The organism is Halococcus salifodinae DSM 8989, assembly GCF_000336935.1.
Lineage (GTDB): Archaea > Halobacteriota > Halobacteria > Halobacteriales > Halococcaceae > Halococcus > Halococcus salifodinae.
This window is the reverse complement of sequence record NZ_AOME01000002.1, coordinates 65578-78620: the sequence shown is the minus strand read 5'-3', so window position 1 is coordinate 78620 and position 13043 is coordinate 65578. Positions and strand designations below refer to the sequence as shown.

Here is a 13043-nt window from a genome sequence, read left to right as displayed (position 1 = left end):
ATCAGACGAGAAGCGAGCCACCCCATGCGATGAGCAGAGAGAAGCCCGCAGCAGCCGTAGCTTGGCGGAGCATCATTCGCCCCGCGTAGTTCACTGAAAGTTCCTTCGCGACCGTGATTGCGGTGACGAGACAGGGGAGCAACACTCCAGCCAGATAGACGGCAGTCAGGACTTGAACGGGGGTCATGGTCGTTAGCGTCGGGCTCAATCCATCCGACTGCAACAACAGCAGGCCATCTTTCCGGATCGAACCTAAAACGACGACGAGTGCTGTCTCGCCGGGGAGATTGAACAGCCCCATCACCGGCGCGAGGACGTCTCCCGTCACGTCGAGCGCTCCGAGATAATCGAGGAGCGATGCGACGAACACGATACCGACGAACACAGGCAGCGCCTTCACGAAGAAACTTCGAATCACGGTTCGGGTTTCGAGCCACACCGACTGCCACGTCGGCCACTGGAGGAACGCGCGGTTCCCGGTGGCGAGCGAGGTCGTCCGTGCGTTCTCCGGGGCGATCAGCCGTGCGTAGATGAGCGTCGTCGTCGTGAGAACACCGAGATATGGGAAGACGAGCCACGGCATCTCGACTGCCGCGAACACTGCGAGCGTAGCGGGGAACTGATACGAACAGGCCGACCCGAAACCGATGGCCGAGACGGTCGTCCGGCGCGTACAGTCCGAACAACCGCGGGTACTGGTGACCGCTGGGACGTTACAGCCAAAGCCCATTATGACGCGAACGAGGTCCCGTCCAGTGAGACCAACCCGTCGAAGATGTGGATGGAGTGACGCAGTAATCCGCGTGACGATCCCGCTCTTCTTATAGACTGCCATGAAGACGGCGAAGATGAGAATCGTCGGTCCTGCCCAGACGAACAGGAACGGTCCCATCGAGAGGAGGCCGTACTCACCACCCAGAACTGCTGCAACTGGGCCCGGAAGACTGTTTGCCCACTGAACCACGGGTTCAAGAACTGTGCTGACTCGAGGGGAGAGTTCGGCGGCAGCAGCGTTTGCGAAGTGGACTGCAACAGCTGCGGGCAGCAGGAGAAGTAGTATGCTGACGAGCGGTCCGAAGACGGGGTGCTCGATGATCGTCTCCGGCGGTTCGAGGTGAATATCTGTCCGTCGGTCGACTCCACCCGGGAACTCATCGGCATTCTGAATCGCACTGATGAGCTGATTGTAGTCGCTCCTCGTGGCACCGGTGCCGCTGTCTGTCGCTATGCGAGAGACGTTCCGAGCGTCGACCGGGACGAGTGGTACACCAAGAGCGGCTGCAAGCCCGTCCAGCTCCTCACGTGCTTCGTTCCTGTTATCCACCTTGTCCCAGAACGTGACAGCAATCGCACCGAGTTTTCCCTGCACCAGTGGCAGAAGGTCCTGGAGATCATCGTCGATGTTCGTCGCCCGGAGTACGAGTACCACCGTCTCAGTTTCCTCGACGGCACGGATAGCCGCCCGCGTCGTCTCTGTATCTGTCCCGAGGAGGATTCCGGGCGTGTCCACGAAGACAAACCGATCCGATTCGTACCGTTCAACATCGACGGTCGTCCCGCGAAAGTTCCCCGTTATCGGATACGCGCCAGCCATCTTGGAGATGAGTTCCGATTTACCGACGCTCTCTTTCCCGACGACAACGACGGGCTCTTTCGATTCGCTCTCTGCCGACGGAGCACTGTTCGATGGCGACCGTCTGTCAATCATGTTTGATTAATCTCGTCTTCTGCATTAGTTCACGGAACGACGGTCGATGGAGGCCAATATCGTCACTAGTGACAATCGCTTGTTCACGGCCGATCGTACGACGGACGTGGCTGTCGTCTTCTGTGTGCCCGTTCGTACGATCGGTTCTGTCGTCGGCTCGGGCAATCGTTGATATCATAGCTAGCAGTCACACATGTCGGACTCACATCAGGACAGATCCTCGAGGAACATGTTTTTCTCACGGTACACATCGAGCGGGGAGCGATCGATGCCGAGTCTAGCGGCGATTTCGTCGGCGACAACTGCGAATCGCTGTCTGAACTTGTAGATGAAGCAGAACTGCTGTCCGTTGTGTGCGACCTGGGGTCCAACGAGAAACAGTCCCAAGGTCGTGGCTGATTCGTCGTGCTCGGTGATCTGTGGAAACCCGTCCTCGAAATCGAAATGTTCGTCTACCAGTCCGAGTCCCCTCTCGAAACCCGTCGCAAGTACGGGCTGGTTTCGGGTCGTGTAGAACTCTCCGTCACTGCCACGAACGTCGAACGTACTGTCTTTCATATCGACACGCTCGACACGAGTACCGTCCCCAAGCGCGATCGATGCGCCATTTTCGAGCGCGTCGTGAAGCTGCTGGCTAGTGTGAGGGGAGAGTACTTCACTTGGGTCGGGCCCCCGGAACTGCCATGGCCCCTCTTCGTCGAGGACCAGCACTTCCTGGCCATAGTTGGCGAGCGTCAGGGCCGCGTCGATCCCACTCTCGTAGCCACCAATAATAACAACAAGATCGTCGACACACTCTGTGGCGAACTCACTCCACGAACTCACCCGGGAGTTGTGGACACAGTAGTTCGCGCCAGGGAACGGGTCGTCGTTCGGCTGGTCGAACTGACCAGCCGCCCAAACGACGAAGCGACTGTGGATGACGCCGGAAGTCGTATGCAGTACGAAACCGTCCTTATGACGTTCGAGAGACTCCACTTCGACACCCGTTCGGACAGGAAGATCGTGGAACTCAGCGACTCCTTGGAGATATTCGGCGTACTCCACGCCGGTCGGGTGTTCTCGATCGAGGGCGAAGGCAGGTGATGTGTCCGTGGTTATGGCGTTCAGATCACGACATCCGAAGCTGTTGCTCGGAAACGATGGTGTGATGAACTGCATTTCCTCTGGCCATTGTCGAAAGGACGCGCCGACATCGTCACGCTCGAAAATGACGTAGGAGCCGATATCGAGATCGGCAAGGACGGCTCCGATCCCGACTCCAGCGGCTCCTGCACCAACTACGGCCACGTCAAGCGACTCATATTTACGGATCGTGTCTGAGGTCATTCTTAACAATAACTGGTATAGAATATCTGAATATAAATAAGATACGGTGCACAGTTGTTAATGATGAGTCGAGAGACGATTCCCGTCACCGTGCTGAGCGGCAATCTCGGCGCAGGGAAGACGACCGTGTTGAACAGCTCTATTGAATCCGCCGACGGCGTCGGGGTGAGTCGTTAGAACGATTGAGATGAAGCGGAAGAGGAGTCTTTGTGCAGAAGATTCTCNAGCTCTATTGAATCCGCCGACGGCGTCGGGGTGAGTCGTTAGAACGATTGAGATGAAGCGGAAGAGGAGTCTTTGTGCAGAAGATTCTCTTCCGCTTCGTCAAACAGGCTGTCTCGATTGCACGAAAGCTTACTGATGCAGCGCTGATCCAGATCAGCGATCCTGCCGGCAACGGAGTTGCCGGCTGGAAGCACGCCGTCCTGCACTTTCTCCGTGAACACATGGACGCGACACTCGCCGAAGTCCTCGACTGGGCCGAAGAGATGGAACGTGTTCGAGCCGCGCTCGTCCTCGAGCGCGGCGAGTTCATTGGTCCATCTGCGCTGTGCAAATCCCTTGATCGAGCGCCGATGGCTGTTTGGCGAGAGCTGCTCCGACTCTCGTCGGAGCTGCTCGATCGGTCCGGTCACGCTGCCATCGATGCCACCTACTTCGACCGCAGAGAAGCATCGAGCCACTATCTCAAGCGCTGTGATCGAAACGTACAGACCGTGCAAGCGACCTTTCTCGTCGATACCGCGCAGGGCGCGGTTATCGACGTCCATTGCAGTGCGAAGTGGCCCAACGGAACGAACGTTGGCCCGCAGGTCGCCCTGCGAAACGCGGGCGACCTGCTCAGTCTCGCCGCCGACAAGGGCTACGATGATATGAGCTTCCGCGAGGAGTTGCGCGCTGAAGACGTGCGTCCGCTGATCAAACACCGTGTCTTCGCACCGTACGATCACGCACATAACGCGCGGATCAAGGACGAACTCTATAACCAGCGCTCGATCTGTGAGACTGTGAACTCGGTGATCAAGCGCTCGTACGGCTCCGCCGTCCGAGCGCGGTCATGGTATCGTCAGTTCCGCGAGATCACGCTCACCGCTGCGGTCTACAACCTCGAACTGGCCCTCAAACCGTGAATCCCGCTGCCCTCTGCGGATTCAATAGAGCCNAGTTCCGCGAGATCACGCTCACCGCTGCGGTCTACAACCTCGAACTGGCCCTCAAACCGTGAATCCCGCTGCCCTCTGCGGATTCAATAGAGCCGTGTTGAACAACCTGCTGAATACGCGAGCGGACCTCGATATCGCTGTCCTCGTCAACGATATGGGCGAAGTGAACGTCGACGCCGATCGCGTCGCCGAACACTCCGATATTTCCGAAGACGACGAGGAGCTGGTCGAACTATCGGATGGTTGTATCTGCTGTGAGCTTCGCGGAGATCTGCTCGACGCGCTCGCGAGGCTCGCACAGACTTGTGAGTTTGATCACCTCGTCATCGAATCGACTGGAGTAGCCGAGCCGTTGCCCGTTGCTCAAACACTCACGATGGGGTTCGATCAGTCCGATCTCGACCCGACGAAGTTCTACGAAGAAACGGGTATCGAGGTGATGGACCACTATGAACTCGACACGACAGTAACTGTGGTCGACGCTCACCAGTTTTGGGCAACGTTCGATTCGAAGGAATCGCTCATGGACGGCGATACCGAGAAAGACCTCGGCAATCTCCTCGTCGATCAGATCGAATTCTGTGACGTACTCTTGCTCAACAAGTGCGACTTGGTCGACGCTGACACGCTTGCCGAGATCGAAGAGATGGTCGAAATCCTCCAACCGCGGGCAGAAATCGTTCACACCGAACACGGACGGGTCGACCCCAACGAGGTTCTCGGAACGGGCATGTTCGATTTCGAGGAAGCCCGTCAGTCGGCCGGGTGGATACGGGAGCTCCACGAACCCCACGAATCTGCGGAGGAAGAACATGGAGTTACGTCGTTTGTCCATTCGTCCCGGCGCCCCTTCCATCCCGAACGGTTCGCCGACTTGCTCGATTCGTTCCCCGAGAACGTCGTTCGATCGAAGGGACACTTCTGGCTCGCGGGCCGCGAGGACATGGCTCTCGGGTTGGACATCGCTGGACAGTCCATCCGGATCACACCAGCCGGTACGTGGGTCGCGTCACTCCCTGAAGAGGAGCGCGAAACTCATCTTGAAGCTCATCCTGAAATCGAGGCGATCTGGGACGACCAGTGGGGCGACAGAGGGAGTCAGCTCGTGCTCATCGGTAGCGAGATGGACCACGAGGCATTCACCGAAGATCTCGAGGCGGCCACGCTGACCGACGACGAGATGACTGCTGACTGGAGTCTCTTCGAAGATCGCTTTCCGGTGTTCGAGTTCGACGGAGACGATGTGGAATCGACGCAGCAGGACGCCGAACCTGCTGACGAGAACGCTGAGGAGGTGGGTCTCGCAGATTGATCATGTCGTCTCCACGCTCGCTCTTCCGAAGGGTACTCAGTAAGAACGTATCACACGAAGCTCGCATGGACGCGATTGACGAACTCGGCGAGGAAGGTGCGGCCACCCAGCTCCGCATCATCGCGGTAACAGGTGGTCTCAACGGGTCGTATCGGCGCAGAGCAGTGAATACACTTGGTCAATGCGGAGCCATCACAGACCTGGAGAGAGTAGCCGAGGATACGAGCGTTCACCCTTCCATCCAGATGCAGGCTGAAGAGTTGACACATCTCTGAGCGATACGGTTCATTTCGGTCGTCTCCGAGTGTTGTCTCGGTCATCTTCGTTAGTGCGCGTCGAGCGCCTTCGTCGGGAGGTCGATACTCTTCATGGCCTCGACGGAACTCCAGCCTTTGTCGGCCCACTGCTGGTTCCGTTGTTGGTACTATCAGTTCCGTTGTTGCCAGTCTCGTTGCCCTCCCCGGCTCCGCTGCCGTCGAAACATCCGGCGATGGTAGTGCTACCCGCCGCTCCAACGCCGATCAAGACTCTCCGCCATGTGTAGTCTTCCACCGTAATCAGTTTCGAACAACAGTCACAAATATGAAAAATCGCGGTTCGAACGTCTGATTTCGATAGCAGCGGATTCCCGGAATCACTGCCCATTGTCATCATCTACGAGCCGTTCGGCTGCTCGTTTCGCCCCGGCGATGTTGTAGGCGAACGGACCAATAACGGAGGTCGCGAGTGCACCGACGACGTAGACGTTCGAGCCGGAGTAGCCGTCGGCAGGGATCCATTCGAGTGTCTCGTCATCGAGAACAGGCATTCCCTCGTCTCCGATCGTCAAACAGGGGATCGCTGTGATTCGTTCGACGAGAGGGTGGGTGCGTATATCCGCGAACCCAGTCGCAAGAACGACCTGAACGTTGGTTCTGACCGATCCATTCTCGAGTGACAGCACGATACGACCCTCAGTGTCTCTGGCGGTTCTGACTTCCCCGATTTCCCGTGTCAGCAAGCCCTCCTCCTCCGCCTCCCTGAGATCGTCCATCAGGTATGGTGGCACGGTTCCGTCGAACCGCTCGTCGTTCACGAGCCGCTGCCGCGCCGCCGATCCGGACGGGAGCCGGTGGAGGTGATCTTGAATGTACGACCACCCGATCCACTGGGGATCGCACTCTATCGCCTCGACTTGCAGACTGCTCCGCGAGAGCAGCGTCACTTCAACGCCGGCATCTCCAAGATCGAGCGCGACCTGTCCAGCGGTAATTCCGCCCCCGATGACGTAGGTCTCGCCGTCGTAGGATTTGACGCGTGACTCGTCATACCCCTCCTCCCAAACGTGATGCACAGGAGCCTCGTCCGGCAGGTCCGCAGCCCACTCGGGCACGTCGTACGCTCCGCCGTGGCCAATAGCGAGGACGACCCGTTCGCCATGGTGGTTCCCCGCATCCGTTTCAACGACGAGGTGGCCACTATCGCGGCAGATATCTGTCGCTCTGGCTTGATGATGCATCGCTTCCAACCCGTTCTCCTCGATGACACGACGCGCGTAGTCGAAGAACAGCCCGACTGAAGGCCGACGCGGGTTGCCGTGTGTCGAGACGAGCTCGTCGATTCGGCCGTGTTCTTCCGCATATTTTCTCATCCCGAACGATTTCGTACCGATATGCTGGACGTATGGTGACCGGAGATACTCCATCCCACAGGCGGCGGCCTTTCCCTCGAAGGAAGCGAGCAGTTCGTCGTGAGGATCGATGATGGTGATGTCGTCGTGAGTCAGTCCTTCCGTTTCGAGGAGCCAGCGTGCGATGCACGTTCCGTAGATGCCACCACCAACGATGAGATACTCCTGCATGGTGTCGAAGAGAGTATCAGTAGTGTGGACGCCTCCAGAGGAGGAATCCAGTCATCAGTACTGGCGACGATCTCCGATGGGTTTCTCCCGATTTGTCAGCACCGAAGCTCACAGGCGTTTGCATTGTGAGGGCGATTACTCCGTGGTGGTCTTCGCTTGGGTTTTCTCGCCACGATAAATCTCGGCTCCATCCTGGGCGACTTTTTCGGCGAGGACGGCGCATTTGAGGCGCATCGGAGTGACCTCTACACCGAGCATTTCGGTAATATCGTCCCGGTCCATCGCACCGAGTTCGTCGAGGGTCATGCCGACTAACTCCTCAGAGAGCATGCTCGCGCTCGCCTGACTGATCGCACAGCCCTCGCCGCCGAATCGGACCGCGTGGATGATCTCTTCAGTCTCGTCGAGTTTGACGTCCATACGGATCGTATCCCCACACAGGGGGTTCTCGCCGACGTGTGAGAACGTGGCGTCGTCGAGCTCTCCGTAATTTCGTGGGTTGCGATAGTGGTCGAGGATCTGCTGTCGATACATGTCCGAACCCATGGCTGCTATTAACCAATATTTAGAAGTTAATAAATACTGCTGTTCCCAGTGGCGAGCATACGTTCGAGGGGATGTATGACAGTTCAACCAAACCCTAGCACAGGCGCGGTCTGGTTGAGGTGGAGAAGCTGACTTCGGCGGCAAGATCCGGACAACACAGGACACCGTTTCGGTCGATTACTCGGTCAACCCTGTCGAAGACTTCGCCGAAACGCTTGCCTGATTGATTGCATCAGTAACTCGCGGGAGCGGAACCCCTAGCACTGCAAAAACGTCGGTCGGTAGCGATCAGTTCGATCGGGACGGCGCTCCTCGTTAGTGGTCGAGTACGGTGTGGTCGCGAGGTTCGGCAGCGCCGTCGAATTCGTCATCACACAACCGACAGACGTTGTGGTGAAAGACGACGTGCTGGTCGATTGCCGCTGCGGTCTGGAGCTCCGCGCTTCACCGCGAACGGGTGTGTCATGCAGCAAATGCTAATCCAATCAGTATCATTTGCAGTTCTTGCTAACCGAGCCCCATTCAGTACGCAAGATTATTATATTGATGGGTCAGATTAGCAGTCGATATGGCACACATCCACCTCGGGGAAGGGTCATTCCCTCTGTGGGCACTCGCCCTTTGGACCGTCCTCGGCGCCGGGTTACTCGCGGTCGTCACGTATCGCATCCGTAAGGGTGGTATCAAGACCAACCAGATCGCGCTTGCTGGCATCGGTGCAGCGGCGAGCTTTGCGGTCTTCCAGCTCAATCTCCCTATCTGGGGTGGGATTCACATGAATCTGACCGGCCTCGTCGGCATTCTTGCCGGGCCGCTGCTGGGAGCGCTCATCGCGCTCGTGGTCAACGTCTTCTCCGCAGCGCTCGGTCACGGTGCGGTCGGCCTACTCGGCGCGAACGTCATCGTCAACGCCAGCGAGGCGATCGTCGCCTACTACGCCTTCCGAACCCTGCTGCGCATGGACTGGGATGTCTTCCCTGCAAGCGCGAGCGCGGCCACCATCGGACTCTCGGTGGGTGCGATCCTCATGGGCGCGATCATCGTCATCAGTGGCGTCAACGGCAGCGCACTCCCTCGTTCGGATCTCACCATCGCCGTCGCTGGGATGGTCGGGATCAACCTCGGCGTCGCCATCATCGAGGGGGTTCTCACTGGATTCATCGTCCAGTTCCTTGCGTCGGTTCGACCTGACCTCGTTCCCGGTGCGAGTCGCGAGAAGCGCGAAACTTCCACAGGGGTCGGTGCCTGATGCAGCGCTGGAAACAGTACGGCGGTCTCGCGGGATTGCTCGTGGTCTGTCTGGCCGCTGGCCTCTACGGCTTCACCTCTACTGGTGGCGCGCTCCCCTACGCCAAGCGGTTCGCAAGTACGCTCCAGCAGGGCGCACGTGAGGGCAGTGGACCACTCGTCGATCTCGGTCGAGGCATCGTCATCGCCGGCCCCATTCGGAAGGGCGGGCTCGTTCTGGAGTACGCCGCACTCGTGGTCCTGTTCGCTGGTGTCGGCATCGGGCTGTACGTCTACGCCACTCGCTACCGAAGCGAGAGCGACGGCGACCGCGACACCGATAGCGGACGAGATACGGTCTGAGTGGATGACGACCCTCTCGAATCACGTCCCCGACCCGCGGCTCATCACTGCCTACGCCGAACGTCGCGACGGACCGCTTCACCGCGTGAACCCGTGGACCAAACTCGGCGTCGTTGCCGTCCTCGTCCTCGCGGTCACGGTCGTCGACGCGCTCGCCGTTCTCGCGGGGCTGTATGCCGCCACCCTCGTGATCTATGGACTCGCCGGGCTTCCCTACCGCCGACTCGTCCTCTGGTACACGTTGCCGATGCTGTTTATCGTCTCGGTCGCTGGGCCACTCGCCTTCCTCGAACCTGGCCGTCCGATTCTCGGCGCGCTCGCCACACCACTGGGGGAGTTGTCCGTCACCTGGCAGGGCGCGGCGTTGTTCGCCGAGCTGACCTGCCGGTCGCTCACGGTGGTTACGTTCACGCTCACGGCATCGATGACAACGAAATACAACGATATCGCCTACCTGCTCGGGAAGATCTTTCCCACTCCGATCGATCAGGTGACGCTGTTAACGTACCGCTTCACGTTCGTCATGCTCGAAACGCTCGAAGATCTCGTGAAAGCCGCGCTCTCTCGTGGCGCGAACCTGAGCGATTTCTGGGCCAACAGGCGACTCTACGCCCGAATCCTCGGCATGACGATGCTGACCGCCATCGAGCGATCCGAACGCCTCGTCACGTCGATGGAAGCTCGTGGCTACGACGGCGACATCACCCTCTACGGTGACGTGCGTCGACCACCAGTGCTTGAAGCAGCGGCAGTCGTCGTCATGTTCACCGTCGTCGTCGTGTACGCGCTCGTCATCGCCTACGGGGTGGTGGCGATATGACTGAGACCATCGACAGCGAGCCCCTCGAACGGAGCACGGGGACGGACGACGAACCGCTCGTCTCGCTGTGGTGTGAATCCCACACCTATCCCGACGGCACTATCGGAATGCACGACGTCGAATTCGCCGTCCACGCCGACGAAGTCGTCGCACTGGTGGGTGCCAACGGCTCGGGGAAATCGACGCTACTCGAACACTTGAACGCGACGCTCACACCTGACGAGGGTGAACTCCGTGTGACCGGTCGGCGAATCACCGGAAACGACACGGCTCACGCCCGCCGGGAGGTCGGTTTCGTCTTCCAGGATGCCGATTCGCAGCTCGTGGCTCCAACGGTCCTCGACGACGTGATGTTTGGACTGCAAAACAACGGTCTCCCAGCCGACGACGCGAAAAAACGAGCCCGTGAGGCGCTCGCGACCGTCGACGCGGGCCACCTCGAAGGGCGTATCCCGCACTACCTGAGCGGGGGCGAGAAACGGCTTGTTGGACTCGCTGGGGTGCTGGTCCTCGAACCGAGCGTCGTCGTTCTCGACGAGCCGTTCGCCGGTCTCGACCCCGAGCGGTCGCGCTTGGTTGTCGAGCGCATCCGTCGGATCCACGCGGAAGGTATCAGCGTCGTCCTCTCGACACACGACCTCGATATCGCGGCCGAGATCGCCGATCGTATCTGTGTGATGTCTGAAGGAAACGTCATCGACAACAGGAGCCCCCGCGAGGTGTTCTACGACGAGGATTTACTGACCGAGGCGAACCTCCACCCACCGAGTACGGTTCGGATCACCCGCGATGCTGGGTTGGACATCGGGTCACAGCCAGTCACCGAGGCCGAACTCGTGACGTTCCTCGACCAGCAATCGGCGACGACAGACGGCAGTGGGCTTGCTCACCCCGATGGCGACACGAGCGACTGACTCCCCGTGGTATCTCAACCCGACCCGAGGGATCGAAACGCTGGCACTCGGATACACGTGAGTCATCGCCACGATCGATTTTCTTCACCGAGACCGAAACGAGACGTGGTGTCGGCGGATGGCCACGAGTCGGTTACGCTTCGTTCTCGTCGAAGCCGAGCGCCGCGGAGTTGATGCAGTAGCGCTTGCCGGTCGGTTCCGGACCGTCGTCGAAGACGTGGCCGAGGTGGCCGCCACACTCGACACACACAACTTCCGTCCGGTCCATTCCGTGACTGGTATCCCGGCGGAGTTCGATGTGCTCGTCGATCGCCTCGGAGAAACTCGGCCAGCCGGTCTCGGAGTCGAACTTGGTGTCCGAAGAGAACAGTTCGGTTCCACAGCCCGCACAGAGATAGGTTCCGTCTTCGCTCTGGTCGAGGAGGTCGCCGCTGAACTTGGGTTCGGTGCCCTGCTCGCGCAGGATCTCGTACTCCTCGTCGGTCAGCACTTCACGCCACTCTTCGTCGGTTTCGGGGACATCATCCGTCGTGGCTGCCGGTTCGTTCGACATGCCTCGAAAGAAGGGTTCGACGCTCTTGTGTATTGCGTCCTGCTGTGGGATGACGGTCGGCCGTCGGCTCAGAACGTCGCGATCTCACCGTCGACGGCCCGACGGGTCACGTCGGTGAGGTCGGCGAGTTCGCGGTCGACGATCCGTCCGACCTTGCTCTCCACATCGCCGATCGCGACGCCGGATTCGGTGCTGACGTGAACGTCGGCGACGTGGGGCTGATCGACCGGCTGGCCGATCCGACTCACGAGTCGTACCCGGAGGTCGCGGATGCCGTCGACCTCGTCCACCACGCTTTCGGCGATCTCGGTCGAGAGCAGGTTGTAGAGCTTCCCGATGTGGTTGACGGGGTTCTTGCCGGAGGTGGCCTCCATCGACATCGAGCGGTTCGGGGTGATGAGACCGTTCGCGCGGTTCCCCCGGCCCACCGAGCCGTCGTCGCCCTGTTCGGCCGAAGTCCCGGTCGTCGTGAGGTAGATCGAGCCCTCGTCGTAGTCGTCGGCCGTGTTCACTCGCACTTCGATCTCACGGTCGGTGTACTCGCGGGCGAGGTCGGTGACGTACTCGCGCACGCCCGCGACCGCGTCGGTGTACTCGCCGAGACTTGCGATGTGGGCGTCGATCATCGCTGCCGCCACGGTGACGTCGATCCGGTCGCCTTCGCGTTTCCCCATCACCTTGATGTCCGCACCGAGCTCGGGATTGTCGGCGGCATACTCCCGATTGAGTCGGCGCTCGGTGTTCAAAACTATTTCTTCGGTTTCCGAAAGTGGCGCGTGGCCCACCCCGAAGCTTGTGTCGTTTGCCATCGGGACACTGCCGTCGTCGAACACGTCCTGGAGGTCGCCGCTGCCCTCGCCGAGCTTCGCGTCGAGGATCACGTCGGTGCCGACGTCGAGGTGGGGAACGTGGGCGTCGAGATACTGGCGGGCCGCCCGGAGGGCGATCGGCTCGGTCGGGATCTTCGTGCCCTCGTACTCGCTGGTCGCGCGGCCGACGATCAGGATGTAGATCGGCTCGATCATCTCGCCGCCGCCGAAGGCGGGCGCGGCGTTGCCCGCCACCAGTTGGGTCTCGTCGGTGTTGTAGTGAAGGATCGTCCCCACCCGATCGAGATACGCGGCCGCGAGCGCGCGCGAGACGCTCTCGGCGATCCCATCACAGAGCGAGTCGGGGTGGCCAATGCCCTTTCGTTCGACGATCTCCACGGTCTGGTCGTCGACTGCGGGCCGGTCAAGCGCCTCGACCCGGATGTTCCGTTCGGTCAT

General features: G+C 59.9%; 14 protein-coding genes and 1 pseudogene. 9 read left to right on the top strand and 6 right to left on the bottom strand.

What is annotated here, in order from left to right:
* Position 1: 1 nt before the first annotated feature.
* The gene (locus C450_RS00380; RefSeq protein WP_005038615.1) at positions 2–1708 is read right to left on the bottom strand and encodes a nucleoside recognition domain-containing protein; all 1707 of its coding nucleotides are present in this window, start codon (positions 1706–1708) and stop codon (positions 2–4) included.
* Between the two features lie 207 nt (positions 1709–1915).
* Positions 1916–2935 (bottom strand): NAD(P)/FAD-dependent oxidoreductase, encoded by a 1020-nt coding sequence (locus C450_RS00375; protein ID WP_241430223.1) that lies wholly within the window; start codon positions 2933–2935, stop codon positions 1916–1918.
* On the opposite strand from C450_RS00375, the gene C450_RS22755 reads away from it, so the two are divergent.
* The 5 genes and pseudogenes from C450_RS22755 (at position 2882) to C450_RS00360 (ending at position 5787) form a co-directional block, all read left to right on the top strand.
* Positions 2882–3031: a hypothetical protein gene (locus tag C450_RS22755; RefSeq protein WP_241430224.1), complete on the top strand. Its 150-nt coding sequence runs from the start codon at positions 2882–2884 to the stop codon at positions 3029–3031. The genes C450_RS00375 and C450_RS22755 overlap by 54 nt on opposite strands.
* Before the next feature lie 69 nt (positions 3032–3100).
* Positions 3101–3208 (top strand): annotated as a pseudogene (locus C450_RS21335) (GTP-binding protein); the annotation flags it as partial.
* 128 nt (positions 3209–3336) lie between these two features.
* The gene (locus C450_RS00370) at positions 3337–4167 is read left to right on the top strand and encodes an IS5 family transposase (RefSeq protein ID WP_005038612.1); all 831 of its coding nucleotides are present in this window, start codon (positions 3337–3339) and stop codon (positions 4165–4167) included.
* 91 nt (positions 4168–4258) lie between these two features.
* Positions 4259–5512, top strand: coding sequence for a CobW family GTP-binding protein (locus C450_RS00365; RefSeq protein ID WP_049909750.1), 1254 nt, complete (start codon positions 4259–4261; stop codon positions 5510–5512).
* A gap of 65 nt (positions 5513–5577) precedes the next feature.
* Complete coding sequence (locus C450_RS00360) at positions 5578–5787, top strand: hypothetical protein (RefSeq protein WP_005038610.1); 210 nt, start codon at positions 5578–5580, stop codon at positions 5785–5787.
* Between the two features lie 359 nt (positions 5788–6146).
* On the opposite strand, the gene C450_RS00355 is transcribed toward C450_RS00360, so the two are convergent.
* Positions 6147–7352 carry an FAD/NAD(P)-binding protein gene (locus C450_RS00355; protein ID WP_005038609.1) on the bottom strand — a complete coding sequence of 402 codons (1206 nt, stop codon included), beginning with the start codon at positions 7350–7352 and terminating at the stop codon, positions 6147–6149.
* A gap of 135 nt (positions 7353–7487) precedes the next feature.
* Positions 7488–7898: an iron-sulfur cluster assembly scaffold protein gene (locus tag C450_RS00350; protein WP_005038608.1), complete on the bottom strand. Its 411-nt coding sequence runs from the start codon at positions 7896–7898 to the stop codon at positions 7488–7490.
* Positions 7899–8466: 568 nt separating this feature from the next.
* Between C450_RS00350 and C450_RS00345 the strand changes: the two genes are divergently transcribed.
* Genes C450_RS00345 through C450_RS00330 form a run of 4 tightly spaced genes read left to right on the top strand, consistent with a single transcriptional unit; the run spans position 8467 to position 11222 of the window.
* On the top strand, positions 8467–9147 hold the full coding sequence (locus tag C450_RS00345) for an energy-coupling factor ABC transporter permease (protein ID WP_005038607.1): 681 nt from the start codon (positions 8467–8469) through the stop codon (positions 9145–9147).
* Positions 9147–9488 (top strand): hypothetical protein, encoded by a 342-nt coding sequence (locus C450_RS00340; RefSeq protein WP_005038606.1) that lies wholly within the window; start codon positions 9147–9149, stop codon positions 9486–9488. Before C450_RS00345 ends, C450_RS00340 begins: the two co-directional genes overlap by 1 nt.
* Positions 9489–9492: 4 nt before the next feature.
* The gene (gene cbiQ / locus C450_RS00335) at positions 9493–10308 is read left to right on the top strand and encodes a cobalt ECF transporter T component CbiQ (RefSeq protein WP_005038605.1); all 816 of its coding nucleotides are present in this window, start codon (positions 9493–9495) and stop codon (positions 10306–10308) included.
* Positions 10305–11222, top strand: coding sequence for an energy-coupling factor ABC transporter ATP-binding protein (locus C450_RS00330; protein WP_005038604.1), 918 nt, complete (start codon positions 10305–10307; stop codon positions 11220–11222). Before cbiQ ends, C450_RS00330 begins: the two co-directional genes overlap by 4 nt.
* Positions 11223–11355: 133 nt before the next feature.
* Here the strand turns inward: C450_RS00330 and msrB are convergent, their stop codons facing one another.
* Both msrB and C450_RS00320 read right to left on the bottom strand, forming a co-directional pair.
* On the bottom strand, positions 11356–11775 hold the full coding sequence (msrB, locus tag C450_RS00325) for a peptide-methionine (R)-S-oxide reductase MsrB (protein ID WP_005038603.1): 420 nt from the start codon (positions 11773–11775) through the stop codon (positions 11356–11358).
* Positions 11776–11843: 68 nt separating this feature from the next.
* The gene (locus C450_RS00320; protein ID WP_005038602.1) at positions 11844–13043 is read right to left on the bottom strand and encodes a methionine adenosyltransferase; all 1200 of its coding nucleotides are present in this window, start codon (positions 13041–13043) and stop codon (positions 11844–11846) included.

Excerpts from the sequence above, each read along its gene's own strand:
- C450_RS00380 (WP_005038615.1), bottom strand. The coding sequence starts at position 1,708 with ATGATTGACAGACGGTCGCCATCGAACAGTGCTCCGTCGGCAGAGAGC.
- C450_RS00360 (WP_005038610.1), top strand. The coding sequence starts at position 5,578 with ATGGACGCGATTGACGAACTCGGCGAGGAAGGTGCGGCCACCCAGCTC.
- C450_RS00355 (WP_005038609.1), bottom strand. The coding sequence starts at position 7,352 with ATGCAGGAGTATCTCATCGTTGGTGGTGGCATCTACGGAACGTGCATC.
- C450_RS00350 (WP_005038608.1), bottom strand. The coding sequence starts at position 7,898 with ATGGGTTCGGACATGTATCGACAGCAGATCCTCGACCACTATCGCAAC.
- C450_RS00345 (WP_005038607.1), top strand. The coding sequence starts at position 8,467 with ATGGCACACATCCACCTCGGGGAAGGGTCATTCCCTCTGTGGGCACTC.
- C450_RS00340 (WP_005038606.1), top strand. The coding sequence starts at position 9,147 with ATGCAGCGCTGGAAACAGTACGGCGGTCTCGCGGGATTGCTCGTGGTC.
- cbiQ (WP_005038605.1), top strand. The coding sequence starts at position 9,493 with ATGACGACCCTCTCGAATCACGTCCCCGACCCGCGGCTCATCACTGCC.
- C450_RS00330 (WP_005038604.1), top strand. The coding sequence starts at position 10,305 with ATGACTGAGACCATCGACAGCGAGCCCCTCGAACGGAGCACGGGGACG.
- msrB (WP_005038603.1), bottom strand. The coding sequence starts at position 11,775 with ATGTCGAACGAACCGGCAGCCACGACGGATGATGTCCCCGAAACCGAC.
- C450_RS00320 (WP_005038602.1), bottom strand. The coding sequence starts at position 13,043 with ATGACCGAACGGAACATCCGGGTCGAGGCGCTTGACCGGCCCGCAGTC.